Raw genomic sequence first — 24,219 nt, 5'->3', positions numbered from 1 at the left:
GTCGCGCTAGGCGCGTGGTATGTCCCGGCGGTTGAAGGCGATGAAGCCGAGGAGCAGGAGCGCCCCGGCAACGATCGTGAGCACGGACAGACTGCCGGGATCGGCCGCGCCGAGCGGCGGGTTTCCAACGTGCGTTGTGGGAGCGAGGTCCAGCAGCCAGCGCGCCAGCTTGAGCCCAGGCCCCAGGAAGGCGATGAACGTTGCCACGGCGTAGCCCACCCAGGCGAGGCCGAAGCCGCGCGGCCACGACCCGAACAGCGCCAGCGCCACACCGGCCAGCACCAGTTCTGCTGGCAGATAGTCCAGGCCAGACTTCATGATCGAACCGAATTCGTGGGCGTCACCAACGGACCAAGCAGTCGAGATCGCGAGGACCAATGACGAGACCACGACGATGAGCGCCAATCCGGCCGCAACGACGACGGTGTGGGCAGCCAGCCAGCGGATCCTCGAGAGCGTACCGGAGAGTCGCGTTTCCAGGCGTCCGTCGGCCTCCTCGGCACGGAGGGTGCCGATCGCCTGGATGACGTATCCCCCGGCGACGACCGCGAGATACAACTGCGTCGCGGCGACGAAGCCGTCCACCGGGCGGCCGCCCTGGATTCCCATGGACTCGGCCAACGCGGGGTTTCCGGCCATGGCGCCGAGCAACTGCTTGACCAGGGAGCCCATCATCGCGGTCAGCAGGATGCCGCCGGCCAGCCAGCCGAGCGCCGCCGGGCGGTGGATCCAGAGCGCGAGGCCGACCGGCCGCCGCTGCAGCCAGGTCGCCCGCGCAGGTCCGACGCGTCCCCGCAGGAGGGCGCTGCCGACGTCGCGGCGGGCAGCCAGCCACACCGCCGCACCACCCAGCACGACTCCGACGGCGAACGGCATCGCGAGCACCCACCACCGCTGGCCCCCGAACGGCGCAGTCTTCTCCGCCCAGCCAAGCGGAGACAGCCACGTCAACCATGTCAATCCAGTCTTGGTCGCGTCACCGATCCCCCGCAGCACATACGCGGCGGCCAGCACGGTCAGGCTCCAGAGATAGACCCCACGCGAGTGCAGCACGAGCTGCGCCACCAACGCGGCGAAGCCGGCGAACACGAACGCCAGCCCGCCGAGGGCCGCGCCGTACAAGATCGCCCCGGACGCCTGCACTCCCACGAGCACAAGCCCGCCCGCGAACAACACCGCAGTCGCGAGGATCGCCGCCGTCGCGACCGCGAGCGCCGCCAGCGTCGGCTGGTAACGCGCGATCCGGCCACCGAGCGTCGTCTCCAGCCGGCCGGACTCCTCCTCGCGCCGCGTCGAGCCGACCACCAGCCCGATGCCCAGCAGCGGCAGCAGGAACGACGCCAGGAACCCGAACTCGTCCTGAACGACCCCGCCCAGGCTGTCGATCCCCTCGACGTGCCCGTTGATCGCCGCCAGCGCACTGCCGGACGTGACCGCCTCGGCATAGGTCTGAATCTTGGCCGGCGTGTTGTACATGCGAGCTACCGCTGCGGCTGTCCCGACCATACCTGCCATGAGCGCGATGACCCACACCAGGATGCCGCGGCGACGCGTACGCCACACGATCCCGGCCATGACGGCCAAGCCGAGTCGCCACCGGACCGCCTGCCGGCCACCCGCGCTCATTGCGCGGCCTCGGCAACCTTCTCGCCGACCTCCAGACCGTCCCCGTAGTTGCGCAGGAACAACGCATCCAGGCTCGGAGGCGTGACCGTCAGCGTGTGAATCCGCGCGGCGTGCAGCAAACCGATCGTCGCATCCAGATGATCCGCGTCGATCGTGAACCGACTGTCCACGTACCCGTCCAGCCGTTCCGACACACAGTCGGCCACCCCGGCGGCTCGGGCCAGCGCTTCGGGTTCGGTGCCGGTCACCACGTGCACTGTCGTACGAGTATGACGGCGCAGGTCCGCGAGACTGCCGGTGGCGACGGTCCGGCCGCGACGAATGATGCTCACCCGATCGGCCAGCGCCTCGACCTCACCGAGGATGTGACTGGACAGCAGCACCGTCACACCGGCCTCTCTCCGCTCGCGCACACACTGCTGGAACGCCTCCTCCATCAACGGGTCGAGCCCGGACGTGGGCTCGTCGAGGACGAGCAGCTCGGCCTCCGCGGACAGCGCCGCCACCAGGGCGACCTTCTGCCGATTGCCCTTGGAGTAGTCCCGGATCCGCTTCGTCGGATCGAGTTCGAAGCGATCGATCAGCCGGTCCCGGCGCATGTGGTCGACACCGCCGTACGTCGTACCGATCACGTCGAGGCACTGCCCGCCGGTCAGGCCCGGCCACAGCGCGACATCGCCGGCGACGTACGCAAGGCGCTCATGAAGTCTGGGAGCGCCCCGCCAGGGATCGGCGCCGAACAGCTCGACGTCACCGCTGGTGGCCCGCATCAGCCCGAGCAGGATCCGGATGGTCGTCGACTTACCCGCCCCATTCGGGCCGAGGAAGCCATGAACCTCGCCCGGACGAACAATCAGATTGAGGCCGTCGAGGGCGCGCACCTTCCCAAAGGTCTTGGTCAGTTCACCGATGTTGATGACATCGGTCACGATTGCTCCTTCCCAGGGGCGAAGGCGCCTTGCTGGTAGACGGCAGTGACCTCCTTGGCCCAGCGGGACATCCCCTCCGGCGTGAGCGGGTCGACCCCGATCGCGGCCGCGACCTGATTACGCAACAGCAGCACCGCCAGATCGTTGACCAGCAGGAACGCCGCGCGAACCGCCACGTCCTCACTGGGTCGGGTGGCACCCAGGTCGGCCATGGTGTCGAGCAGGCGGCGCGTCTGGGCGAACCAACGCCCGAACAACGCCGCACCCACAGGGTCGTTGGTCAGCAGCAGCCGACGCAGGTACGCCGGCAACGGCGAACCCGGCGGGAACGCGCGCGCGAACATCTCCCCAACCGAAACCCAATTGTCCCCGGTCATCGCGTCGACCAGGTCGTGCTCGTCCATCGCGAACAGCGAGTCAAAAGCCCGCCCCGCATACTCGTCCACCGCGGCCCGCAACCCGTCCTTACTACCGAAATGATGCACCACCAGCGCCGGCGACACCCCCGCCACCCCAGCGATCTCCCGCAGCGTGACGGCATCATGCCCACGCTCCGCGAACAGCCGCAGCGCGGCATTCCGGATACTCGCCCTCGCCGTCAGATCGCCATCGTCAACCACTGAACTCATGTTCAGCAGACTAAACACAGGAACAGTATCGGTCAAGTGCGTACCAAGTCGCTCATGAGCTCCCGGTCCGCGAGGCGCACCGCCACCAACTCGCTGCTGCCTTCCAGCCCCGGCGGCCGTGCCCGGCCGAGGCCAACCACGAACCTCTTGCCAGTAAGAGCTTTCGCTCATCATCGACAGACGACGCATGGCCTCGGCGGCATATCAACCGTTAGGGGGTTCGGCCGGCTGGATCGAAGGCTAGGTCGAGGCGTGTCGTTAAGGTACGTGTCTGCCCTCGGACACACTTCTTAACTCCACGCAGGGCAGGAGTAATCGATACTTCCGCGACCTGCAGTCGGTGGTCATAAGCAATCGTCAGGCCCAAGGCTTCGTACAGCTCGGCAAAATCGTGGCGGTCCGCGAGATCCAGTGCCTTCGCCATGTCACCAAGCTGCGTGACCATCGTGCGGATGTCGTCTGCGGTCAGTTGAGGCACTGGATCGACAACCTTCAGACCGACTTCCGCAGCTCGCTTGTCGGCCGCTGCCGCGTTGTATTGCTCGGTGAGGGTTTCCGGATCCCAGCCCACCTCGATCGCCCGCCGCAGGCGCTCCATCGTCGACTCCGCGGCCGCGATGCAGCGCCGGAATGATTGCGCTTGGGTCTCAATCCTGCCAGCCAGCTCGTCGGCGTCGGCCAACTCCTCCACAGTGCGCCGGATGTGCGCCGGGGCGAACAACCGGGCGATCCACGAGTTGATCTTGACTGTCAGGTGGTCCTCGCGCAGATAGACGTTCGCCGGATGGTCCTGCAGCGCGGGTGACTCGGGAGCCAGGCTTCGGGCCCGACAGCGGTAGAACGTCGCCTGCGATCGGTGCGAGCCCTCCATCCGTCGCCCGCAGATCGTGCAGTGGATCCGCCTACGCAGCACGTAGGTGTGCGACGACGCGACGCGGGTCCTTGTTACTCGCGCTCGCTCGGACATATTCGCTCCAGCCCGCGCGGACATCTCCAGCTGCACTCGCGTGAAGTCCTCGACCGACACGATCGCCGGATGGGCAGGGTCGCACGATCTTCGACGCCGACGAACGCTTGTACCTGACGACGTGGCCCGCCGCGACGTCATCCGGGTCAAGCAGTTCCTCGACTTTCTGGCACCTGCCGTAGATCGCATACCCCGTGTAGCGCGGATTGCACAGGATCTCCCTGACTGTCGATCCCTGCCAGCCGTCGCCTGCGCGATGTCGGTTCTGATGAGGAGTGTGAGCAGCCGGACATGGGATGTGCTGGGCATTCAGCAATTGGGCAATGCCCTTGTGACCGACACCTTCGAGGTACAGCGCGAAGATCCGTTCGACGACTGGAGCCGCCACCTCGTCGACGGCGAGGACTCGCAGCCGGTAGCCCTCCTGCGCCTTCCGCGGGTTCGGGTGTGGTCCTGCGTCGATGACCTGATAGCCGTATGGCGCGCGTCCGTCCTGATGCTTGCCGTCGATCACGACCTGAGCTGCCATTGCGGCTCGAAGTCGACGCTGCACATGCTGCCGTTCCGACTTCGACAGACCGCCCGTGATCGTCATAGCCATGTCGTGCACGGTGTTCTCGGCATCGAATCATCCACCGAGACTCGGGATCCAGAGCGATACGCCGTACCGATCGAACTTCGGCCACGTCAGGCTGAACTGGTTGCCGAAGCAGCACCGAGTCGCTTCACCGACAACCAGTCCGTCCCATCCGCGATTGGGATTCTCCAAGGCCTGCAACCCACGATTGGCCTCGTCCCGTCGTTCCCACGGCAACGAACGCGACTGCCCGATGTCGAAGAACTCCTCCACCACCACGCCACCAAGCGGCTCGACGAACCGCGTCGCCTCCCCCATCTGCCAAGCCTTGGACGTCTTCGGATCCTGATTGTCCTCGGTCGAGCACCGCCCGTAGAACGCCAGTCGTCCAACGCCACTGGCCGTCGGGTGGTGAGGCAACGCCTCTGTGCCCAGCAGGTCGTCGAGGGTCGCCCACGGATCGAGGCCGTCGCCGCTCATGATGCCTCCTCCCCCGACTGCAACGCAGCGCCGGTTCCGCGCCTCGCCCATGTCAGTCGCACAACAATCCGGTGCAGCACACGAGCTGCCTGCGGATAGAGCGCCGGCGCCTGCTCGGCATCCTCACCCGGACGCGCGGCCCATTCCCGGAATCCTCACCTACACCGTCCGCATCTGACTTCTCCATGTACTCGATCGGCCGGCCTGTCGCCGCGGTCAGTTCGCCGGCGATCTCGGTCGTGTTCAACGCATGAGCTATGCACAGTCCTCAACGCTTCGCAACGTCAGCGGGTTGTCCCACGCGGGTCAGTCGTCGAGCCACTCCTCGCCAATCGCGTCCCGATGCGGACCCTGGTGATAGCCAAGGAAGCACGGTTCATCCGTGCGGGGATTCCGCCCGTCGCAGTCCAGTTCTTGCGCCGAACGGAGCACCGGCCATTCGCGTCCGCTCTGCCTGGTCAGATCCACTTTCCCGTCCTCCGATCACAGCCACCGCTTGGATCGGCCAGGGCGACGGGGCAGGAGAACCGCACACCACCCGGCGCACGCTCGGGGCTCACCCGCCGCCCTGACCGTGCCCCGAATCTGCCGCCAGCAGCGCGTAGGAACCACCGAGACAGCCAGTGACCATTCACCCCAAAACTCCCCGCACAACGGGGAGGTCATGCCACCATAGGACACATGAGCATCAACGCTGGCGCCCGTCCCGCCAGGGCGAGCAGTCTGCGCCAGCAGCGACGAGGCTGGGCCATCGAACTGCGCACCCAGGGATCAACCTGGGTAGAGATCGCCGACGCCTTCGCCGACCGGTACGGCGTGAACCCCCGAGTGGCGTTCCGCCTCGCCCACGACTGGAGCCAGCGCGACGCAGCCGACCATTGGAACCATCACTGGCCGGACGACCCGAAGACCTTCAAGAACTTCTCCTACTGGGAGCAGTGGCCGGCACCGACCGGCTACGCCCCATCTCTCGACGTCCTCGCCCGCCTGGCCGAGCTCTACCAGTGCTCCGTCGCCGACCTCGTCATCGATCTGGCCGACTACTCGAACCTCGACACAGCGCGAGCCACAAGCGGCGACCTCAACGGACTCTGGCTCTCGCGGTACAGCTACTTCTCCTCCGGCCGCGACGCCAACCTGCAAGGCGAACACACCATCCGCCTCAACCACACCGGCGGACGGCTCCACGGCACCAACAATCCCGCGGAAGGCGAGTCACGACTAACGCTCGACCTGTCAGTCAGCAGAGCGATCGCCACCGGAACCTGGAAAGAACGGACAGCACCCACCGGCTACTACCGCGGTGCCGTCTACCACGGAACCATCCAACTCGTCGTCAGCCCACAAGCCCGAGGCATGAACGGCCGCTGGCTCGGCTTCGGCAAGAACTTCAACGTCAACTCAGGCGACTGGCACCTCGAGTGGCTGGAGATCTGACCTCAAATTTCTGGAACTTGGCCGGATCCGCTGATCAAGGCCACGACGGTCGTACCTCGAGGAAAGGCGTTGCGAGCGACCTGGTCGAACAGCGCGTACATCATCTTCGCCTCGTACACCCAGTCCAGCCGTAGACCGTGCCGCCCCTCGAAGTCGTCGATGAACTCACCAAGCTCACCCGTCCGCTTCGCGTAGCCGCCAAAGTGGTAATCGCATTCAAGCCGCCACGATCCGGTTCGTTCGCCGTACACCTGCCCTTGCAGCCCAACGATGTCGCCCTCAAGGAACGCGCCACCCTTCAAGACCGGAACGCCGATCACGACCTGATCCGTCCGCAAACCGGCAGCCACACCTGCGAGCGTCCCGCCGGTGCCGACCGCACAGAACACAACGTCGACCGACGCATCCAGCTCCGCCGCCAACTCTGCACATCCCCGGACCGCGTCGGCATTGCTACCGCCCTCGGGAATCAGATAGAAGTCGCCAAACTCCTCATGCAGCGCCTCGATCACAACATCCGTGGTCTTCGCCCGGTATGTCGTCCGGTCGATGTACATCAGCCGCATACCGCGCGAGACGGCGTATTGAAGTGACGAGTTGAGCGGCAGATGCTCTTCACCCCGGATCACGCCGATCGTTCTGAAACCGCAGTACGCCCCAACCGCAGCAGTCGCCCTGATGTGATTCGAATACGCCCCACCGAACGTCAGCAGAGTCTCGAACCCCAGCTCCCGAGCAGTCGCGACGTTGTACTTCAACTTCCGCCACTTGTTGCCAGGCACTTCCGGATGAATCAGATCGTCTCGCTTCAGCAGAACCCGCACCCCCGCAGCCCTCAACCGGTCATCGCCGATCTCGACAACCGGCGACGGCAACCGAAGCTCCGCGATCAGCCCATCCTCCACCCCACCAGCATGGCACGTCACCAATATTCATCCCGCCCTCGAACGCCCAGGATCCAGCGCAAGCGAACTACCGCCAGCGGCGCGGTCCTCGCGCTCCAACAGCAGCGACGACTGGCCAGCCACGACACCCACGCGCCTGTTGCGCCAAACGACGAGGTCGAACGCTGACACACATCTTGCGCACCTCAATCAAAGCGAGAGGATGGTGATCGACACGAACCGATGTGTACGAGGCCGTTCCTGAACCCTCTACGAGGACGAGTTTCGGTCTCTATCAAGACACCCTGATCAGCCTCAGATGGAATCAGCGGTTACGGGGTCCGGCCGGCCGCATCGTTATCGGAGCGGAGGTCGAGGCGTGTGGTTAAGGTACGTGTCTGCCCTCGGACACCCGCAGGCTAACCACACGCGGAGTTGGATTGATGGAAACATCAGCCACCCGCGTCTTGTGGTTATAGGACACTCCCAAGGCCAGGGTGCCATACAGCTCGGCCAGATCCGCGTGATCCAACACCGTCTTCATGGCGCCGAGCTCGTCGAGCATCGCGCGGATATCCGCAGGGCTCAGACGCTCGGCAGGCTCCAGCGCATCAAGTCCCGCCAGAGCCGCCTTCTTCTCGGCCACGGCCGCGTTGTACTGGCCAGTGAGCGTCTCGGGATCCCAACCAGCCTCCAGCGCCCGCTGGAGGCGATTCATACTTGCTTCCGCTGCAGCAATCCGTTTCCGGAAGGCTCGCTCCGTCGCCTCCGTAGGATCCTCGAGGTCGTCGGCGCCCACGAGGACCGCAACAGTCTCATCAAGATTGTCGGGGCTGAAGAGGCCCGCGATCCATTCGTTCACGCCGTGGGAGAGCTGATCCTCCCGGACATAAACGGTAGGTGGATGGCCGAAGGCTGCGCTCGATTCCGGGATCAGAGTCCTCGCCGCACACCTGTAGAACACCGCATGCTTGCGCCGAGCGCCTCCATCTTCCGCCCACACGTCGCACAGCAAATCGTTCCTCTGAAGAGGTACGCCGCCCTCTGCCCGACCCGCGTCCGGGGCTGGGACGCCCGCGCCGCCATGTCCGCGCCTCGACGCGCACGGATCTCCAACTGAACCCGTGTGAAGACGTCCACCGGCACAATCGCGGGGTGCGCCGGCTCACGCGACCGTACGATCTTCGACTGCGGCGAACGCCGGAACCGCACAACGTGTCCCGCCGCCACATCGTCGGGATCGAGCAGCTCCTCGACCTTCCGCCACCGGCCGTAGATGGCGAACCCGTGTACCGCGGATTCTCAAGGATCGCCTTCACCGTGCCGTGCTACCAGCCGTCGCCTCTCCGATGCCGGTTCTGCTGAGGCGTATGAGCCGACGGACAAGGCACACCTTCGACGTTCAGCGTCTCGGCTATCGACTTCAGCCCCAGCCCACCGCGATAGAGCTCGAAGATTCGCTCGACAACCGCCGCCGCTTCCTCGTCGACGGCGAGCACCCGAAGTCGGTAGCCCTCTTGCGCCTTACGTGGATTCGGATGCGGCCCGGCGTCGACGACCACATATCCGTACGGCGCTCGACCGTCCTGGTACCGCCCGTCCATCACAACCTGCGCCGCCATCGCAGCCCGAACCCGGCGCTGTACATACTGCCGTTCTGACTTCGACAATCCGCCCGTGATCGTCATTGCCATGTCGTGCACGGTGTTCTCGGGATCGAACTGCCCACCGAGACTCGGGATCCACAGCGCGACGCCGTACCGATGGAACTTGGGCCACGTCAGACTGAACTGATTGCTGTACCAGCAACGGGTCGCCTCGCCGACGACTAACCCGTCCCAGCTACGCTGCGGGTTCTTCAATTCCTGCAGCAATCTGCCGGCCTCGGTGCGGCGTTCCCAGGGAAGCGACCGAGACTGTCCGATGTCGAAGAACTGCTCCACGATCTCGCCGCCGAGTGGCTCAACGAATCGAGTCGCCTCCCCCAACTGCCACGCCAGCGAGGTCCGCGGATCCTGGTTGTCCTCAGTCGAACACCGTCCATAGAACGCCAGCCGCCCGACTCCGTCCCCACCAACCGGACCGGCTGCCAGAGCCTCCAAACCCAGCAGCTCGTCCAGCGTCGCCCACTCGTCGCCGCTCAACATGCCCTCTCCTCCGGCCGGGAATCGCCACCGTTCCTGCGCTTCGACCGTGCCAGTCGAAGAACGATCCGGCGCAACACACGGGCAGCCTGTGGATAGAGCACCGGCGACCTGCCCGGCAGCCTCACCCGAATCTGCGGATCCTCACCTACACCGTCCACATCTGGCTTCTCCATGCCTGCTCAACGCATGAACTACGCACAGTAACCAAAGCTTCTCAACGCTACTCAATGTCTTCGGGCCCAGGGTGGGTTCGCCGGAGCATGGCGGTCAGGACCGGGCCGTCGACCGACGGCCGCTGGGTGCTGATCGGCTCGTAACCCCACGACTCGTACAGCGCCTTGACCTTCCCGTCGCCGTTCAAGGCATTGACCAGTAACGACACCTGCTCCTCGGGGCGATCGCGGAGAAGTTCGTCGTGGATCAGCAGGGCGATTCCCTGACCCCGCCAAGGCTTGCGCAGCATGATCTCTTTCATCGCGACGGTCGACGTTTGGGTGCATCCGTCGGGAAGCGGGGTGGTCATCCGGCGCCACCAGCGGTCGTCGGGCGTGAGCGTGTTCGCGTACGCAAATCCCACCGGCTGTGCCGCGTCGTAGCCGATGACAACCTCCCAGCCGGGATCGGATCCGTGCCGGGCAAGCTGTTCTCCGAACCGCTCAACCGAATAGTTCGGAAGGTGAAGTTGATCCGCACGCACGTCGGCATACACCTCGATCAACGTGCTCCACACGTCGTCGATCACGGTGGAGTGGCGCAGTGCAATACCGTCAGGGGTCACAGAAGCTTCCTCAGCGAGTCGTGTGCGTAATGATCCCAGGCGGTTGCCGGGTCGCTCGATGGTGCAGCGATCTGCAGTGTGCTGCCGAAGTCTTGAAGCATCGAGTTGATGCAGGATCTGGTTGGCCTCCACAGTCCAACGATATGTACGGCGAGTCACCGGCCGACAGCGTTCCGCCCGGAGATTTCCGGTTCACGTTCAGCGAGGTAGCAACTTCTTCCTTACGTTCCGCAGTCGCGCGTTCTTTGATGGGGATCAAGGACCTCGAAGGGGAACTCCAATGGAAGTCGATGCACAGCTCGACCACTCGACCAGCCGCATCGCGGACCCACGCCGGTTCGTGCTCCGCCGCGCCGTTGATGTCAGCGGAGTCAGCGGCACCGGCGACGTCGCCGAGGGAGTCGAGTGGTCGGACGGAGCCGTGGCGCTGCGATGGCGCGGAAAGTGGGCCACCACGGTCGTCTGGGGCTACGGCCTCGATGCCCTCCTTGCAGTACACGGCCACAACGGCTCCACCGTCGTGCGCTGGCTCGACGCCGACCGGCCGGCCTGATCGACCGTTCTTCCGATACTCCGCATCCGTCCCGCGAGTGCAGGGCGAAGCATTCCTGCAGACCGGCGAATTGTCCTCCACCGGCCGCGGCGGGAGCGAGCCGATCAGGCTGTACCGCTATGACACCGCCGGGACCCGCCACCTGGTCCCGGCGGGCCGACTGTGCTTCACCGTCGCCGGCCCGGCCGTCGCGGCAGTCGTCGACGGCCTCATCCGGCCGATCGGCGCCGGCGCCACCACCATCACGGTCCACTACGAGGACAGACCTTACGTCATGTACATCGTAGTGACCGCCGCCCGCCAGTGATTCCCCGACGACGCCGAATCAGGCGTCGTACTTGATGTCGCCGTAGAGTTCCACCTCCGAGAGGTCGCCGTACCAGCTTGTGGCGTTGTAGATCCGCAGGTATCGGTAGTGGTTCTCGCCTGAGGCAGGCTGGTCGCTCCAGGTGTTTGCGACAGCGCCGGCGAGTGGCTTGGTCAGGTCGGTCCAGGTCTGGCCGTCGTCGGACGCCTGCGCGACAGTGCCGTTGGCCCGCTGCGGGTGGCTGGCTCGCGGCAGAAACAGGAGTTCCTCGGGCCGTACGGTCGCGTGGGCGCCGAAGTCCAGGAGGTAGTACGCGCCTTCTCCGCTGTTCAGGTCGCCGTACGTGTCGGCGTTGCGGTCGAAGAGCAGGTAGCCGACCTGGTCGGCGCCCAGTCCGGTGCCTGGCCACTGTTTGTCGGAGGCGGTGACGGTGGCGAGCTTGGCCACGTCGATGAAGTGTGCGGGATCACCCGCGATGTAGAGCTTCGATCCGTCGGTGGTTCCGTACGCGGTTGGCCCGGCCTTGCCCGCGGCGTCGAGGTAGTCGACCGCGACCTGGACGTCGCCGGGTGCCACCTTGTCGAGTTTGACCGAGGCCGTCCAGTTGACGCCGTCGGCCGAGATCGCCTTCGCCGTCACACCTTGGACGGTCACGGAGCCCTGCTGGATCGGCTGCTTCGTGGTCACCGAGACGTCGACGGTGTCACCGGTCATGATCTTGCCCGCGATGGCCTGTTCGGACGCGATCGAGGTCGCCAACACCTGGTTGCCGATCTCGTGCCGTTCGCCGTAGATGTGGAACTCGGTCATCTCGAACAGGTTGCGGACGATGCCGTACAGCACGTCCGGCAGGGGTTTGAGCAACTGCACCTTGAGGTAGCGGAACTGTTGGTCGCGCAGGGCAGGAGCGACGTCGAGGGTATTGAAGTCCTGGGTGAACCGGGTGACGCCCGGGGTCAGGCGGGTCCAGTTCCTGCCGTCGTTCGAGCCGAAGACGGTGGAGTTCGCGAGCCGGTCGGCGAAGATGTTGCTCTGGAATCCGAAGCGGGTCGCCGAGACCCGGAAGTCTGGCCCGAAGTCGAAGATGTGGGAGAGGTTCACCGCCTGGCCGTACCCGGTCCCCGACTGGTTGTCGCCGTCGACGAGGTTGCCGGTACTGGCGCCGGCCGTGGAGCTGACCAGGAGCGACGGATAGTCGAGGCTGCCGTCCACGGCCGTGCGCGGGGAGACGAGGGCGAGCCCGTCGACCGCCGTCACCAGGTGGGCCAGCGCCGCGCAGTACTCGTCGTCCGTACCCTTCTTGCCCAGAGCCTCGGCATTAGCGAGCGCCTGCGCGAAGGTGGACTTGGTGCCGGAGACGTAAACGGCATCCGCGTCGTGGCCACGCTCGGCGAGCCTGAGCGCGCCGGTGCGGTTGCGGGCAGCGGCGAGTACGACGTGATGACTCGCCACCGTGATGCCGTCGGAGACCGTCACGGCGATGGTGGTAGAGCCGGCCGCGGTGGCCGTCCAGGTCAGTTTCCCGGTGGAGGCGTCGACGGTTGCGCCCGGAGGTAGCCCCTGCGCCGTATAGGCGAGTTTGCCGGTGCCGGTGTAGTGCGCGGAGAGGTCGGCCGTCGTGGTCGCGCCTTTCCAGTTCACGATGTGGGCGGTCGATGTGTCGTCGAAGGTCGGTGGGGTCAGTTCGGCGGCGGCGTTCGTGTTGATGTGGTCGATGTCGATGGTCGCTCCGTTGCCGGTCGCCTGGAGGAACAGCATGTCCCCGATGGAGCGCGGGTACGTCACGTAACGCCATTCGCCGCCGGTGTCCGGAACAACGATCGTGCGATCGTCGTGGCGGTCGATCCGCAGCCGCACCTCGCCGTCGGTGCGGACCCGGAAGGCGAGGAGCTGTTTGCTGGTCGAGCCGCTGAGGTAGGCGATCTCGGAGCCGTGACCCGCGGTCGACATCCGGACGTATCCGGTGCTGCCGTCGGTTCTGCGCTCGACGTCGCCGGAAACGCGGGTGTACTTGTTCTCGACCTCGAGGATCGTAGGGCTGTCCGGCAACGGCGGGACGGTTTGCCCGGCCGCGGCAACAGGCGCGAAGAGCCAGGAGTCGCCGCCGCCGTCGACGTTGTCCCATGCGTTGTTGCGGCTGCCGCCGTAGTAGAACAGCGGGCCGTTGCGCTTGGCGTACGCCTCGGCGAAGTACGGCGCGAGCTTCGAGACGTCCTCGCCGCGGGTGAACGCGTAGTAGTAATAGATGTCCCAGAAGCTCGCGGTGTTGTAGCGCCCGCGGTAGCCGTACGAGATGTGGTTGTACGTGTCGCGGATCGTGCCGTCAGGCGAGATGGCATAGGCCATCGGGGTCCACGGGGTGCTGTAGCCGAGCATGTATCGCCAGAAGTAGTCGGCGGCCGCGAGGATCCGGTCGTTCAGGAACTCGTAGGGGCCGACGGCGTTCGGGGCGTTCGAGACGGTGCCGGCGACTGGGTCGACCTTCGTCCCTTGCGCCAGCAGCATGCGGGAAATGATCGCGGCATTGGTGAGGTCGCCACCGCCGTGGGCCTGGTCGCGTCCCATCTCGGCGTGCTGGACGTGCGGGTCCTTGATCGGCTTGCCGGTCTTGTCGTCGTGGTCGACCCATCGGAACAGCCGCGCGATCGAGCCGTTGAAGCCCTGGTCGTTCGCGGTGGCGTTGACGGTGAACCACTCGACCGATCGCTTGTAGAGGACGGTGTCGTCCATGAAGACGGCTCCGGCCATCGCACCCATGAGCGGGTAGGTGTGCTGGTTCATGAAGTGGTTGTTGTCGTTCTGGAACGTCTCGATGACCGGGACGACGAGATTGCCGGTGAACTCCCGCGTGTCTGCGTCGGTCCAGGGATACGCCTCGTCGGCGCACGAGGTGTACCGCAGCAGCTCGGCGGCAGAGACCATGCGGTTGAGTGGGATTCCGGTGTGGATGTGCGCGTCGGTGAAGTACTCGTACTTCGCCGGGTCCATCTGCTCCCAGATGCGGATGATGTCGAGCGCGTTCTTGCGATAGACCTCCTCGCCGGTGAGCACGTAGAGGATCGCCTGCGTGTAGGACTTCAGGCCGTCGGCGATGAAGCGGCCGTTGAAGCCCTGGCTGTTGAACGCGTCGGAGGCGGGCTTGGCCGGATCGGCGCTGCTCCGGTTCGACGACGTCACGGCCGTCCCGGCCGCTGACGACTGCTGCATCGCACGGAACGACGAGGTCCAGGGTTCGGCACCCGCGGCGATCTGCCGGCGGGCGTTCTTCAGGATCGGCTGGGTCAGGCCGACGCCGGGGTGGACGAACCCCTGCGCGCTGACGGTGGACTGGAACGTCACGGCACACGTGCCGAGCTCCTGTGCGGCGGCAGGCCGGGCTACCGCGAACAGCAGTCCGGTGACGAGCAGGAGCGCGGTGGCGAACGCGGAGAAGCGTCGGACTTCGCCACCTGCGGCGGCTGGAGTCGGATTCACAGGGAGCACCTCTTCCTTGGGCGGAGGAATTCAAAGGACTTCGGTGACTGGCAGAAGCGCGCTGCGACGAGCACGCCGATCAACCGCCGAACCGTAGTTAACGATTTCTACGCTAGGCAACATCCAGGCACACAGCAAGCCCACGAGGCCTTGACGATATGGACATTCTTCTCCTAGCTTTCGTAGAAATCGTTAACTACGAATGCTCTTCCCTCTCCGTAGATTCCCTACCTCACCCTGGAGATACGCGCATGCCCAGAACCAGCCGTCGTGCTGTGCTGGCCGCCACCCTCGCGCTGGGCCTGGCCGCCGGCACAGCCGCCTGCAGCAGCGACAGCGACAAGAGTTCCGCCTCCGGCCCGGTCGAGATCGAGTACTGGGCGTGGGGGGATGCTCAGCCTGTGGTGGACAAGTTCAACGCCACCCACCCCGACATCAAGGTCAAGTTCGTCAAGCAGGCGGAGCTCACCACCACCGCGACCGGCTTGCGCAATGCGGTTGCGGCCGGCAGCGGTGTTCCCTGTCTGGTGCAGAACTTCGGGGATGTGCCGGCCCTACTGGCGGAGGGCCTGCTCGCGGAGGTGACCGACTACGTGAAGCCCGCGGAGAGCAAGTTCGTCCCGGCCGCGCTGCCGGGTGCGCAGGTGCAGGGCAAGTACTACGGGATTCCGACGGGCAGCGGGCCGACGTTCATGATGGTCAACCGCGCGGTCTACGACAAGTACGGCGTACCGGTGCCGAAGACGTGGGACGACGTCATCACCGCGGGCAAGGCGCTCAAGCCGCACGGCGTGCAGGTGATGAACCTGGCCGGTGAGGACCCGAGCACGCTGGTCAACCTGATCATCCAGGCCGGCGGCAGCTGGTACTCCGTCCAGAAAGACGCGTGGAAGGTCGACTTCCTGTCGCCTGAGTCTGTTGCCGCCGCCAACATTCTCCAGCAGCTGGTCGACAACAACCTCGTCGCCAACCAGACGTATCAGGACCGGCCCGCGCTGATCGCATACTTCGACCAGGGCAAGATGGCCTCGCTGCCGACCTCCACCTGGCAGCTGACCAACTACGAGCTGAACTTCAAGAAGTCCGTCGGCAACTGGGAGCCGGTCGATCTGCCGCAGTACGCCGGTGCCGCGAAGTTCGCCACGCCTGCACACGGCGGCGCGCTGCTCGTCCCCAAGGGATGCGCACACCTCAAAGAGGCCAGCGAGGTCGGCATCTGGATGAACACCACCAAGGATGCCGTCGACGCCACCTTCGACAAGGCCACGGGGTCGTACGCCTGGCCGGGTGCGATGCCGGATCCCTCGCCGTGGGTCGACTCCGCCGTGCCGCAGAAGCTGTTCGGCAGCCGCCGGCCGGAGGCCAAGGCGGTCATCCTCAAGGCTTCGCGGTCCGGTGTCGACAACTGGCTGGTCGGCCCGAACTACACGGGCGTCTTCAAGGAACTGCAGGACCAGTGGGCGCAGGCGGTCACGAAGAAGATCACCTTCCGGCAACTGCTCGAGAACATGCAGAAGTTCACCGTCGACGACCTGAAGGCCAAGGGCATCAACGTCGCAAGCTGACCACCGACGATCGAGTTGGAGGGGTGCGGATGTCCCTGGACCAGTTGCAGAAACCACAGGTAACGACCACGACCGAACCGGCCGGTCCCCCGGGGCGGCAATGGCGCCGAACGATGGCACTCAAGGGTGCGTCCTTCACCGTCCCGTTCTTCGGCGGATTCATTCTCTTCACCGTCGTACCGGTGATCCTTGCCCTCAGCAAGAGTCTCTATACGGCGCGGAGCTCCGGACTCGGCTTCGGCGCCAAAACCGTGAGCTTCAGCGGCCTCGAGAACTTCGCCCGGGTCCTCCACGACCAGAAGTTCTGGGGCAGCCTGTGGCGGGTCAGCCTGTTCGCGGTGATCGTGATCCCGCTGATCCAGTTCGCCAGCCTGACGCTGGCCCTGCTCCTCGACTCGGTCCGCAGGCGGTACGCCGGCCGGCTGCGGATCGCGATGCTGGTGCCGTACATGACCCCGGGCATCGTCGCCACCCTGATCTGGATCTATCTCTACAGTCCCGCCGTCGGACCGCTGACACCGTTCTTCAAGCTGTTCGGGATCGGCGCCAACTTCTACGGCAGCGGGATGATCTGGGTGTCCGTCGGGAACCTGATGGCCTGGGGCAGCATCGGCTTCAACATGCTGATCGTGTACGGCGCCCTGCAGGCCGTACCGCGCGACATCTTCGACAGCGCCCGCGTCGACGGGGCGTCCGAGTGGCGCATCGCCTGGTCGATCAAGGTGCCGTACGTCCGGAGATCGCTCGTACTGGTGAGCGTTCTCGGCATCATCGGGACCCTGCAGATCTTCAGCGAACCGCTGCTGTTCCGCTCGATGACGCCGGAGACGGTGACGAAGGACTTCACTCCGATCATGACCATCTACAACCAGGCCTTCGCGGTCGGTGACTTCAACTACGCGGCAGCGCTGTCGATCATGCTCGCGCTCGTGGTCGGCCTCGTCTCCGCGACCTTCTACAAGCTGACGAACAGGGCTCCCACATGAGCACGACCACTCCGGCCAGGCGCCGGTACGACGACGACCTGCCGGCCGGCCACCATCCGTCCAAGCTGTCCCGGACCCTGGTCTGGACCGGCCTCGTGCTCTTCCTGATCTACTCCGTCTCGCCGATCTGGTTCCTGATCGTCTCCGCGACGAAGAACCAGCGCGACCTCTACACCTCCAACGGCCTGTGGTTCGCCGACTTCCATCTGTTCGACAACGCTCGCCAGCTCTTCACCTACCACAACGGCATCTTCCTGCGCTGGATGGGAAACACCCTCCTGTACGGCGTCGTCGGCACCGTCGGCATGACCGTCATCTGCGTTGCCTGCGGCTACGCCCTGGCCATGTATCGATTCCGCGGCCGCGGAGTCCTGATGGGCTGCATCATCGCCTCGTTCCTGATCCCCGGTGCGCTGCTGACGATTCCGTCGTTCCTGCTCTACACACGGCTGCACATCGTCGACACGCCCTGGGCAATCATCGTGCCGCACTTCTTCAGCGCGTTCTCCGTCTACCTCGCCAAGGTGTACGCCGAAGGCGCCGTCCCGCCCGAGCTCATCGAGGCGGCCCGGGTGGACGGAGCCGGCGAGTACCGCGTCTTCTTCACCATCGGCGCCCGCTTGATGACCACCGGCTCGGCGACCATCTTCCTGCTCGGCTTCGTCGGTTCGTGGAACTCCTTCTTCGGCCCACTGGTCTTCCTGCGCGGCGAACAGAAGTGGACCGTGATGCTCGGCCTCTACTCCTGGCTCAACGTCAAGGTCGACCAGTCCTACGACCTCACCGGCCTGGTGATCGTCGGATCGATCGTCTCGCTCATCCCGATCGTCGCGCTGATGCTCGCCATGCAGCGCTACTGGCGCTCCGGCATCACGCTCGGCAGCCTCAAATGAACGGAGAAACCCAACTCGTGCCCGACCGTCCCCACGCGATGTTCGCCCTCGGCGCGCACTACCTGCCAGATCTGTTCCCGCCCAAGTTGCTGACCAGGCTGCACCAACTGGTCCAGGTCGACGACACCTTGGTCGCGGAGCGGTTCGACTCGCCGGCGACCCGGGCCGCGCTCAGGTCGACGGAGTACCTGATCACCGGATGGGGCTGCCCGCCGGTCACCGCGGACGTTCTGGACGCCGCGCCCCGACTGAAGGCCATCCTGCACACAGCCGGATCGGTCAAGGGGCACCTCACACCGGCCTGCTGGGAACGCGGGCTCGCGATCACCTCGGCTGCGGCCGCGAACGCCGTACCGGTCGCCGAATACACCCTCGCAGCCATCCTGTTCGCGGGCAAGGACGTCTTCCGGCTGCGCGACGACTACCGTACGTCGAGGCAGTTCACCGTCGCCGAAGTGCACGCGGGAGTCGGCAACCACGGCCGCGCGGTCGGAGTGATCGGCGCCTCGTGGATCGGCCGCCGCGTGATCGAACTGCTCCGGCCGTTCGACTTCGAGGTGTACCTGTTCGACCCGTACGTCGACCACGCGACGGCCGATGCCCTCGGCGTACACCTGGTCGACCTGGACACGCTGATGCGAACCTGCGACATCGTCAGCGTCCACGCCCCGGACAACCTGCAGACCCAGGGCCTGGTCGGCGCCCGTCAGCTCGCCCTGAAGCGCGACGGAGCCACCCTCATCAACACCGCACGACCGGCTCTCGTCGACTCCGCCGCCTTGATCGAACATCTCCGGAAAGAGCGTCTGTATGCCGTCCTCGACGTGACCTCGCCCGAACCGCTACCGGCCGACTCGGCCCTGTACGACCTGCCGAACGTGTTCCTGACCCCGCACATCGCCGGCTCGCACGGCAACGAACTCGCTCGTATGGGCCGCTACATCGTCGACGAGCTGCAACGCCTCCGTGCCGGGCAGCCACTGGCCTACGCGATCACGGTCGGCGATCTCGACCGCGTCGCCTGACCACGGTGCACTATCGTTCAGCACAACGCCGGAAAGGACTGAAGGTGGCACGACAACCAGGGCCGGGCGACCGCCCGACCGTCAAGGACGTCGCCCTTGCGGCGAACGTCTCCCCCACCACCGTGTCACGTGTCCTGGCCGGCAACTACCCCGTCTCGACCGCCACCCGGGCCAGAGTCATGAAAGCGGTCCGGGAACTCGACTTCGTCATCAACGCCCAAGCCAGGGCCCTGGGCGGTGGCAACACCAAGACCGTGGCGTTCATCGTTCACGACCTGGTCGGTCCGTCGCACGCGTACGTCGGCCAAGGCGTGGAACGACAGGCCACAGCCGAGGGGCGACTCTGCCTCGTCTGCACCACCCACGGTGACCCCCAACGCGAGCGCGAACTCATCGACGTGATGCGCGAGCAGCAGGCCGAGGCGGTGGTCATGGTCGGCGGAGGATCCAACGACGAGGCCTACGTCGAGCAGATGATCCAGACAGCCCGTGCGCTGGACAAGTCCGGCTCCCGCCTCGTGCTGTGCGGCCGTCCGCCCTTGGGCTCCGACGTACCCGCCACCGTCGTCGAATACGACAACGAGGGCGGTGCGTTCGCGATGACCAGCTACCTGATCTCGCTGGGTCATCGCGACATCGTCTTCCTCGGCGCCGGAGAACCCGGCTACACCACCATCGACGGCCGGTTCCGCGGGTTCGTCCGAGCCCACGAGTCGCACCACATCCCGGTGGCGCCGCAGCGGCGGGCGACCATCCCGTTCGACCGCGAGAGCGGCTACCTGGCCACCCGCGACCTGCTCGCCGGCGGCCGAACCTTCACGGCGATCTTCGCCGTGACCGACGTCGTGGCCAGCGGTGCGCTGGTCGCCTTGCGCGAAGCCGGTCTGCGGGTCCCGGAGGACGTTTCCCTGGTCGGGTACGACGACATACCGCTCGCGCTCGACGTCACACCGACCCTGACCACGGTTCACGTGGATCACGAAGAACTCGGCCGCACCGCCGTACGCCTGGCCCTTCATCGCGAGCAGCACGCGCTGAGCCAGCACACCGTCATCGGCACCCACGTGGTCATCCGCGACTCCGCCGGGCCGCCACCCCGGGCCGTCTGAGACGCTCCGGCCCTGTCCACACGCCCGTCGCACCTAACGTTTTCCATCCACCACGGACAACCGTCATGAGACAACTCGCGGCGCCGACCGCCGAACCGCTATCAGTCGTTGGACAACCGCTTCAACCAGGTCGGCCTGCGCTACGGGAGACCAACGACTCGCACGGCGCCCCGACCCAGGCACTGATGTGGACCATCACCGGCGACGAGGTCTGTCGGCGCAACGCCCTACAGGCCCCGCGGACCTGGAGCCGCAAGGACCCCACGGCGTACGCGTACTTCGCGGACGCACACGTCCACACCGGCCACCCGCCGTACCAGTTCCTGATGTCCGCCGAGATCATCCGGTCCACCAAGCCGCTGCCCGACAACACCCCCGGCACCTACAACGGGTACGACGTGGTCTGGCACTCCTACGACGACCAGCGGCTGCTGGCCGACTTCCAACACGTTCCTGTACTCCAACACCCGCTGGATGAACCAGCACACCGTCGGCCTGTTCGAGCGCATCGCGACCGCTGAAGATTTGTCGTCGACGAGCAGCACTGGTAGGTCGAGATGACTGCGGACGTCACGTGGTACGCGCAGGACCGGGCTGTCCCGGCTCGGAGAGGTCGGTCACAGCGCGGGCGAGCTCGTCCTCGGCGACGCCGGTACGACGCGCCCCATCTCTCCAAGGCGTTTCGGTACGTAGGTGCTCAGTCGGTGTAGCGGGCAGTCACGACGAAAGTGGTGCCGGCGAGCGGTTCTCCGACCGGCGTCGCCGCCCAGGCTGCCAGCTGAGCGTTGTCTCCATCGCTCAGGTTCAGCAAGTTCACCAGTTCCTCGAGGTGAGGGGAGGTCGGCCGCCGACACTCGAGGATTGCGTCGCCGGAGGCTGCGCCGTACTCCTCGTCAGGGTCATCAGGCACCCAGCGGGAGATGCCGACGCTCCACGCATCCTGCGGTGAGCCTTCATCTGGAACCGAGCACGTCGTACAGCATCTGCAGATCTGCGACTCCTCGGCAGAGCTTGACGGCGCTCGCTTCGTCTTCTTGCTCGTCCAGGTGGTGACGGGTGTGATCGCTCAGTGCCTCCTCAGAGGTCACGAACGGCGCGTCGTCGTCCCACACTCGGCGTATCCCGTCCTCAGGCGGCTCCACACCTTCGGAGAACAGCGCCAGCCCATGACGTAGATCCCGCACCTCCACCTGCAGCTCCGCAGCGATGGCAGTCCACACCGGCGGCGATGCAGCTGACGCTGCGACGTCCAGGTCGTTGAGCGCCTTCTCCAGGCGCAGCAAGCCTCAGCCTGCGCGAAGACAGGCCCTGGATCTGAAGGCGACCACCGTCACGGCCGGCGTTCATCACGAGGTCATCATCAATCTGCGCCAACTGTAGGAGTACCTCCGGCTTGAAACCTGTTCAAGACGGGCTGATCGACCTCGTCAAGGCGCTACGGGGTCGAGCAGGCAGCGACGGCCAGTCCGTCCACGAAGTCGTTCATCTCATGACCGGAATGACCCTTCACCCACTGGAAAGCGACGTCCCCGCGCTCGATCACCAACGCCACCAACGGCTCCCAGAGATCCCTGTTGGCCACCGGCTTCTTCGCCGACGTGAGCCAGCCCCGTTCGAGCCAGCCCGCGTGCCACCGGTCGCGGAAGCAGTTGACGACGTACGTCGAATCCGAGACCACCAGCAACGGACAGTCGTTCGCGCGGACCGCCTCTAGCGCAGCCCGGATCTCCATCCGCTGATTCGTCGAGACAGCCTCGTGACCAGCGGCGTACTCCGTTTTCGACAACGCCCACGCCCATCCTCCAGGCCCGGGGTTGCCGGAGCACGCACCGTCGGTGAACACCGATCGCGCGCCAACAGGCACTGTCATATCGGGCGGCCGGGAGCGGCGTGGGCGAACGGCGGGCACGATTCGAAACTCTACTCGCAGAGCAAGTTCGGCGGACCGCAACTCGCGGCGTGGGAAGGTGGCCCGCATGACACTGCCTGCCCTCCCCGAGGAATCCTTCCAACGGGTGCTGTACGTCGTCGCGCACCCTGACGACATGGAGTACGGCGCGTCCGCGGCGGTCGCTCGCTGGACCGCCCGCGGCATCGAGGTCGGGTTGTCTCCTGCTCACCCGTGGCGAGGCCGGGATGCCGAACCGTCCCGAGGAGACGGCTCGCCTGCGCGTCGCTGAGCAGCAGGCCGCCTGCGCCGTCGTAGGCGTCAATGACCTGACCGTCCTCGAACATCCAGACGGGATGCTGACCTACGGCCTCCATCTGCGCCGGGACCTCCGCTGACAGTATCCGTCTCCAACCCAAGCCGTGTAGTTAAGGTGCCTGTTCCTCCTCGGACACGAGACTTAACCACACGATCGGCCAACGGATCGACCTCCACATCGACTATCTGGCCGGTGTGGTGATTCGTCAGCGACAGCCGAAGTGACGAGTAGAGCTCGCTGAGCTCGTTCGGCTCGGCCGAGTCCAAAGCCTGTGCGACGTCGCCGAGCTGGTCGACGTACGCGTCAAGTTCTTCAAGGGTCAGACCCTTCTCACTCGGCGCTGCCGCGAGCGCCGTCTCGGCTGCGTGTTCCTCCGCGGCGGCCGCGTTGTATTGCGCCCGCAACTCAACTGGATCGAGATCGTCGCGGCGGCCTGCGGTTCACGGTCCAGGACCGGTCGCTCCGCGTTGTACAAGGCCGTCGGCGGTGACCCCGCGGCGGTCACCTCGGAGACCGTGTTCGCTGCGGCGCAGAGTGGGGATGAGGTCGCCTTGGAAGTGGTCGACCGCGTCGTCGTACGCATAGCCCCGGTCCTGGCGCTGCTCGGCACGGTGCTCAACCCGGAAATGATCGTCATCGGCGGCGGCGTCGCCGACGCGGGCGACCTTCTGGTGCCGCGGCTGGAACGGCAGCTCTCGATCCTGATCGACGACGACGCCCTCTAGGTGCCCCAGGTCCTCGCATCCTCGCTGGGCGGCCGCGCCGTCGTCGTCGGAGCAGTCCGCCGCGCCCTCGACCATGCCGAGCTCGCCCTCTTCACCGACCTCGCACCGGCCGCGGTCGGGGCCTCCCCCGCATAATCGTGCCCGGGGCACAAGGGGCCGCTCGGGATGTTGTCAGGATTCCCACGTGCCTAACCGCTTTGGGGTGACGCCTCGTTGAGCTGGCGAACCGGTCGCGCCGCCGTGCGGGCGGAAACGTGGCCGGTTCAGATAGGTGCTGGTTCTGCCAGAGGATGCCTCGGACCTCGGGTACCGCCGCGTTTCGCCCGAAGACTCGACGACGTCCCGGGATTTCGCGGCGAAGATTCCGGAGCGAGCCACCATCAGGTGCTGGATTTGTTGGGTGCCTTCGAAGGTGTCCAGGACCTTCAAGCTGAGCCGCTCGGGCCGATCCACGACGAGCCGGTAGACGTGACTCGAGGACAAAGGTGACGCCGCGCACCTCCAGCGGGTGGATCAGATCGGTGGTGGAGAACATCCCGCGGTCCGCCATGCTCCTGCGCAGGTGCCACTGATAGTGGATCGGGTCCCTCTCATCAGTCCCCGGCGAACGACGAGGCAAGTACCTCGCGCAGGGCAGTGCTCATGAAGTCGTCGCTGACGTGGGTGTAGACGGCGGTGGAGCTGTCGCACTCGTGGCCGACTTGCTGCTGGATGAAGGGAAGGTCAACTCCATCCTCAGTCAACTGCGTGACGTACTGGTGGCGAGATAGAAGGCCCGGATCTGCAGCAGCACGCACGGATAGTTCTTCCGCTCCCCTTCGCGGTGCCGACTTTGGTCCGCAGGATCTTCAGCCGTCGTTTCCAGGAGACGGCGGCTTCGGGCGGCAGGTGGAGGGAGTCGATGCCGGGGTAGGTAGGTCA

Annotated in this window: 28 protein-coding genes; 13 read left to right on the top strand and 15 right to left on the bottom strand. The window is 65.8% G+C overall.

The window, feature by feature from the left end; genetic code table 11:
* Positions 1-6 precede the first annotated feature (6 nt).
* The 6 genes from JOF29_RS18090 to JOF29_RS18065 form a co-directional block, all read right to left on the bottom strand.
* Entirely contained in the window at positions 7-1,626 is a 1,620-nt protein-coding gene (locus JOF29_RS18090) for an ABC transporter permease (RefSeq protein ID WP_209695352.1), read from the bottom strand.
* On the bottom strand, positions 1,623-2,555 hold the full coding sequence (locus JOF29_RS18085; RefSeq protein WP_209695351.1) for an ABC transporter ATP-binding protein: 933 nt from the start codon (positions 2,553-2,555) through the stop codon (positions 1,623-1,625). Before JOF29_RS18085 ends, JOF29_RS18090 begins: the two co-directional genes overlap by 4 nt.
* Positions 2,552-3,220 carry a TetR/AcrR family transcriptional regulator gene (locus tag JOF29_RS18080; protein WP_209695350.1) on the bottom strand — a complete coding sequence of 223 codons (669 nt, stop codon included), beginning with the start codon at positions 3,218-3,220 and terminating at the stop codon, positions 2,552-2,554. Before JOF29_RS18080 ends, JOF29_RS18085 begins: the two co-directional genes overlap by 4 nt.
* 175 nt (positions 3,221-3,395) lie before the next feature.
* Entirely contained in the window at positions 3,396-4,055 is a 660-nt protein-coding gene (locus tag JOF29_RS18075) for a hypothetical protein (RefSeq protein ID WP_209695349.1), read from the bottom strand.
* Positions 4,056-4,086: 31 nt separating this feature from the next.
* A complete protein-coding gene (locus tag JOF29_RS18070; RefSeq protein ID WP_209695348.1) occupies positions 4,087-4,752 on the bottom strand; it encodes a recombinase family protein in 666 nt (221 codons plus the stop codon).
* A 27-nt stretch (positions 4,753-4,779) separates the two neighbouring features.
* The gene (locus tag JOF29_RS18065) at positions 4,780-5,208 is read right to left on the bottom strand and encodes a serine integrase family protein (RefSeq protein WP_209695347.1); all 429 of its coding nucleotides are present in this window, start codon (positions 5,206-5,208) and stop codon (positions 4,780-4,782) included.
* A gap of 681 nt (positions 5,209-5,889) precedes the next feature.
* Here JOF29_RS18065 and JOF29_RS18060 point away from each other — a divergent pair.
* Positions 5,890-6,645 carry a hypothetical protein gene (locus tag JOF29_RS18060; protein ID WP_209695346.1) on the top strand — a complete coding sequence of 252 codons (756 nt, stop codon included), beginning with the start codon at positions 5,890-5,892 and terminating at the stop codon, positions 6,643-6,645.
* Between the two features lie 2 nt (positions 6,646-6,647).
* Here the strand turns inward: JOF29_RS18060 and JOF29_RS18055 are convergent, their stop codons facing one another.
* From JOF29_RS18055 to JOF29_RS18040, 4 genes are all read right to left on the bottom strand, one after another.
* Positions 6,648-7,550 (bottom strand): 1-aminocyclopropane-1-carboxylate deaminase/D-cysteine desulfhydrase, encoded by a 903-nt coding sequence (locus tag JOF29_RS18055; RefSeq protein ID WP_209695345.1) that lies wholly within the window; start codon positions 7,548-7,550, stop codon positions 6,648-6,650.
* A gap of 364 nt (positions 7,551-7,914) precedes the next feature.
* Positions 7,915-8,532, bottom strand: a complete 618-nt coding sequence (locus tag JOF29_RS18050; RefSeq protein ID WP_209695344.1) for a hypothetical protein — start codon at positions 8,530-8,532, stop codon at positions 7,915-7,917.
* A gap of 325 nt (positions 8,533-8,857) precedes the next feature.
* Entirely contained in the window at positions 8,858-9,676 is an 819-nt protein-coding gene (locus JOF29_RS18045) for a recombinase family protein (RefSeq protein WP_209695343.1), read from the bottom strand.
* Positions 9,677-9,896: 220 nt separating this feature from the next.
* On the bottom strand, positions 9,897-10,586 hold the full coding sequence (locus JOF29_RS18040) for a GNAT family N-acetyltransferase (protein WP_209695342.1): 690 nt from the start codon (positions 10,584-10,586) through the stop codon (positions 9,897-9,899).
* A 148-nt stretch (positions 10,587-10,734) separates the two neighbouring features.
* Here JOF29_RS18040 and JOF29_RS18035 point away from each other — a divergent pair, with 148 nt between their 5' ends.
* Both JOF29_RS18035 and JOF29_RS18030 read left to right on the top strand, forming a co-directional pair.
* Positions 10,735-11,007 carry a hypothetical protein gene (locus JOF29_RS18035; protein ID WP_209695341.1) on the top strand — a complete coding sequence of 91 codons (273 nt, stop codon included), beginning with the start codon at positions 10,735-10,737 and terminating at the stop codon, positions 11,005-11,007.
* Between the two features lie 37 nt (positions 11,008-11,044).
* Positions 11,045-11,314, top strand: a complete 270-nt coding sequence (locus JOF29_RS18030; protein WP_209695340.1) for a hypothetical protein — start codon at positions 11,045-11,047, stop codon at positions 11,312-11,314.
* Between the two features lie 18 nt (positions 11,315-11,332).
* On the opposite strand, the gene JOF29_RS18025 is transcribed toward JOF29_RS18030, so the two are convergent.
* A complete protein-coding gene (locus JOF29_RS18025; RefSeq protein ID WP_209695339.1) occupies positions 11,333-14,788 on the bottom strand; it encodes a putative Ig domain-containing protein in 3,456 nt (1,151 codons plus the stop codon).
* Positions 14,789-15,039: 251 nt separating this feature from the next.
* Between JOF29_RS18025 and JOF29_RS18020 the strand changes: the two genes are divergently transcribed.
* From JOF29_RS18020 to JOF29_RS17995, 6 genes are all read left to right on the top strand, one after another.
* Complete coding sequence (locus tag JOF29_RS18020) at positions 15,040-16,353, top strand: ABC transporter substrate-binding protein (RefSeq protein ID WP_209695338.1); 1,314 nt, start codon at positions 15,040-15,042, stop codon at positions 16,351-16,353.
* A gap of 113 nt (positions 16,354-16,466) precedes the next feature.
* Positions 16,467-17,339, top strand: coding sequence for a carbohydrate ABC transporter permease (locus JOF29_RS18015; protein ID WP_209695337.1), 873 nt, complete (start codon positions 16,467-16,469; stop codon positions 17,337-17,339).
* The gene (locus JOF29_RS18010) at positions 17,336-18,232 is read left to right on the top strand and encodes a carbohydrate ABC transporter permease (protein ID WP_209695336.1); all 897 of its coding nucleotides are present in this window, start codon (positions 17,336-17,338) and stop codon (positions 18,230-18,232) included. Before JOF29_RS18015 ends, JOF29_RS18010 begins: the two co-directional genes overlap by 4 nt.
* On the top strand, positions 18,229-19,257 hold the full coding sequence (locus JOF29_RS18005; RefSeq protein ID WP_209695335.1) for a hydroxyacid dehydrogenase: 1,029 nt from the start codon (positions 18,229-18,231) through the stop codon (positions 19,255-19,257). The genes JOF29_RS18010 and JOF29_RS18005 overlap by 4 nt, the downstream gene beginning before the upstream one ends.
* A gap of 44 nt (positions 19,258-19,301) precedes the next feature.
* Positions 19,302-20,366, top strand: a complete 1,065-nt coding sequence (locus JOF29_RS18000) for a LacI family DNA-binding transcriptional regulator (protein WP_209695334.1) — start codon at positions 19,302-19,304, stop codon at positions 20,364-20,366.
* Between the two features lie 185 nt (positions 20,367-20,551).
* Complete coding sequence (locus JOF29_RS17995; RefSeq protein ID WP_209695333.1) at positions 20,552-20,887, top strand: hypothetical protein; 336 nt, start codon at positions 20,552-20,554, stop codon at positions 20,885-20,887.
* Between the two features lie 176 nt (positions 20,888-21,063).
* On the opposite strand, the gene JOF29_RS17990 is transcribed toward JOF29_RS17995, so the two are convergent.
* The 3 genes from JOF29_RS17990 to JOF29_RS17980 form a co-directional block, all read right to left on the bottom strand.
* A complete protein-coding gene (locus JOF29_RS17990; protein WP_209695332.1) occupies positions 21,064-21,276 on the bottom strand; it encodes a hypothetical protein in 213 nt (70 codons plus the stop codon).
* Between the two features lie 43 nt (positions 21,277-21,319).
* Complete coding sequence (locus tag JOF29_RS17985) at positions 21,320-21,649, bottom strand: hypothetical protein (RefSeq protein ID WP_209695331.1); 330 nt, start codon at positions 21,647-21,649, stop codon at positions 21,320-21,322.
* A 152-nt stretch (positions 21,650-21,801) separates the two neighbouring features.
* Positions 21,802-22,236, bottom strand: a complete 435-nt coding sequence (locus JOF29_RS17980) for a ribonuclease H family protein (protein WP_209695330.1) — start codon at positions 22,234-22,236, stop codon at positions 21,802-21,804.
* Positions 22,237-22,342: 106 nt separating this feature from the next.
* Here JOF29_RS17980 and JOF29_RS17975 point away from each other — a divergent pair, with 106 nt between their 5' ends.
* From JOF29_RS17975 to JOF29_RS44585, 4 genes are all read left to right on the top strand, one after another.
* Positions 22,343-22,546, top strand: coding sequence for a PIG-L family deacetylase (locus JOF29_RS17975; protein ID WP_209695329.1), 204 nt, complete (start codon positions 22,343-22,345; stop codon positions 22,544-22,546).
* Positions 22,503-22,652, top strand: coding sequence for a PIG-L deacetylase family protein (locus JOF29_RS45980; protein WP_209695328.1), 150 nt, complete (start codon positions 22,503-22,505; stop codon positions 22,650-22,652). The genes JOF29_RS17975 and JOF29_RS45980 overlap by 44 nt, the downstream gene beginning before the upstream one ends.
* 286 nt (positions 22,653-22,938) lie before the next feature.
* Positions 22,939-23,298 (top strand): ROK family protein, encoded by a 360-nt coding sequence (locus JOF29_RS17965; RefSeq protein ID WP_209695327.1) that lies wholly within the window; start codon positions 22,939-22,941, stop codon positions 23,296-23,298.
* Positions 23,299-23,433 carry a hypothetical protein gene (locus tag JOF29_RS44585; RefSeq protein ID WP_281067245.1) on the top strand — a complete coding sequence of 45 codons (135 nt, stop codon included), beginning with the start codon at positions 23,299-23,301 and terminating at the stop codon, positions 23,431-23,433.
* Positions 23,434-23,891: 458 nt separating this feature from the next.
* On the opposite strand, the gene JOF29_RS17960 is transcribed toward JOF29_RS44585, so the two are convergent.
* Complete coding sequence (locus JOF29_RS17960) at positions 23,892-24,095, bottom strand: tyrosine-type recombinase/integrase (RefSeq protein WP_307863429.1); 204 nt, start codon at positions 24,093-24,095, stop codon at positions 23,892-23,894.
* Positions 24,096-24,219: the final 124 nt, after the last annotated feature.

This window comes from Kribbella aluminosa (assembly GCF_017876295.1).
Taxonomy (GTDB): domain Bacteria; phylum Actinomycetota; class Actinomycetes; order Propionibacteriales; family Kribbellaceae; genus Kribbella; species Kribbella aluminosa.
Note: the sequence above shows the minus strand (reverse complement) of the source record. Positions and strands in the feature narration are given on the sequence as shown.

Coding starts and splice junctions, on each gene's coding strand:
- JOF29_RS18090 (WP_209695352.1), bottom strand. CDS start 1,626: ATGAGCGCGGGTGGCCGGCAGGCGGTCCGGTGGCGACTCGGCTTGGCC.
- JOF29_RS18075 (WP_209695349.1), bottom strand. CDS start 4,055: ATGGAGGGCTCGCACCGATCGCAGGCGACGTTCTACCGCTGTCGGGCC.
- JOF29_RS18070 (WP_209695348.1), bottom strand. CDS start 4,752: ATGGCTATGACGATCACGGGCGGTCTGTCGAAGTCGGAACGGCAGCAT.
- JOF29_RS18065 (WP_209695347.1), bottom strand. CDS start 5,208: ATGAGCGGCGACGGCCTCGATCCGTGGGCGACCCTCGACGACCTGCTG.
- JOF29_RS18060 (WP_209695346.1), top strand. CDS start 5,890: ATGAGCATCAACGCTGGCGCCCGTCCCGCCAGGGCGAGCAGTCTGCGC.
- JOF29_RS18045 (WP_209695343.1), bottom strand. CDS start 9,676: ATGTTGAGCGGCGACGAGTGGGCGACGCTGGACGAGCTGCTGGGTTTG.
- JOF29_RS18035 (WP_209695341.1), top strand. CDS start 10,735: ATGGAAGTCGATGCACAGCTCGACCACTCGACCAGCCGCATCGCGGAC.
- JOF29_RS18020 (WP_209695338.1), top strand. CDS start 15,040: ATGCCCAGAACCAGCCGTCGTGCTGTGCTGGCCGCCACCCTCGCGCTG.
- JOF29_RS18015 (WP_209695337.1), top strand. CDS start 16,467: ATGGCACTCAAGGGTGCGTCCTTCACCGTCCCGTTCTTCGGCGGATTC.
- JOF29_RS18010 (WP_209695336.1), top strand. CDS start 17,336: ATGAGCACGACCACTCCGGCCAGGCGCCGGTACGACGACGACCTGCCG.
- JOF29_RS18005 (WP_209695335.1), top strand. CDS start 18,229: ATGAACGGAGAAACCCAACTCGTGCCCGACCGTCCCCACGCGATGTTC.
- JOF29_RS17995 (WP_209695333.1), top strand. CDS start 20,552: ATGTGGACCATCACCGGCGACGAGGTCTGTCGGCGCAACGCCCTACAG.
- JOF29_RS17980 (WP_209695330.1), bottom strand. CDS start 22,236: ATGACAGTGCCTGTTGGCGCGCGATCGGTGTTCACCGACGGTGCGTGC.
- JOF29_RS17975 (WP_209695329.1), top strand. CDS start 22,343: ATGACACTGCCTGCCCTCCCCGAGGAATCCTTCCAACGGGTGCTGTAC.
- JOF29_RS45980 (WP_209695328.1), top strand. CDS start 22,503: ATGCCGAACCGTCCCGAGGAGACGGCTCGCCTGCGCGTCGCTGAGCAG.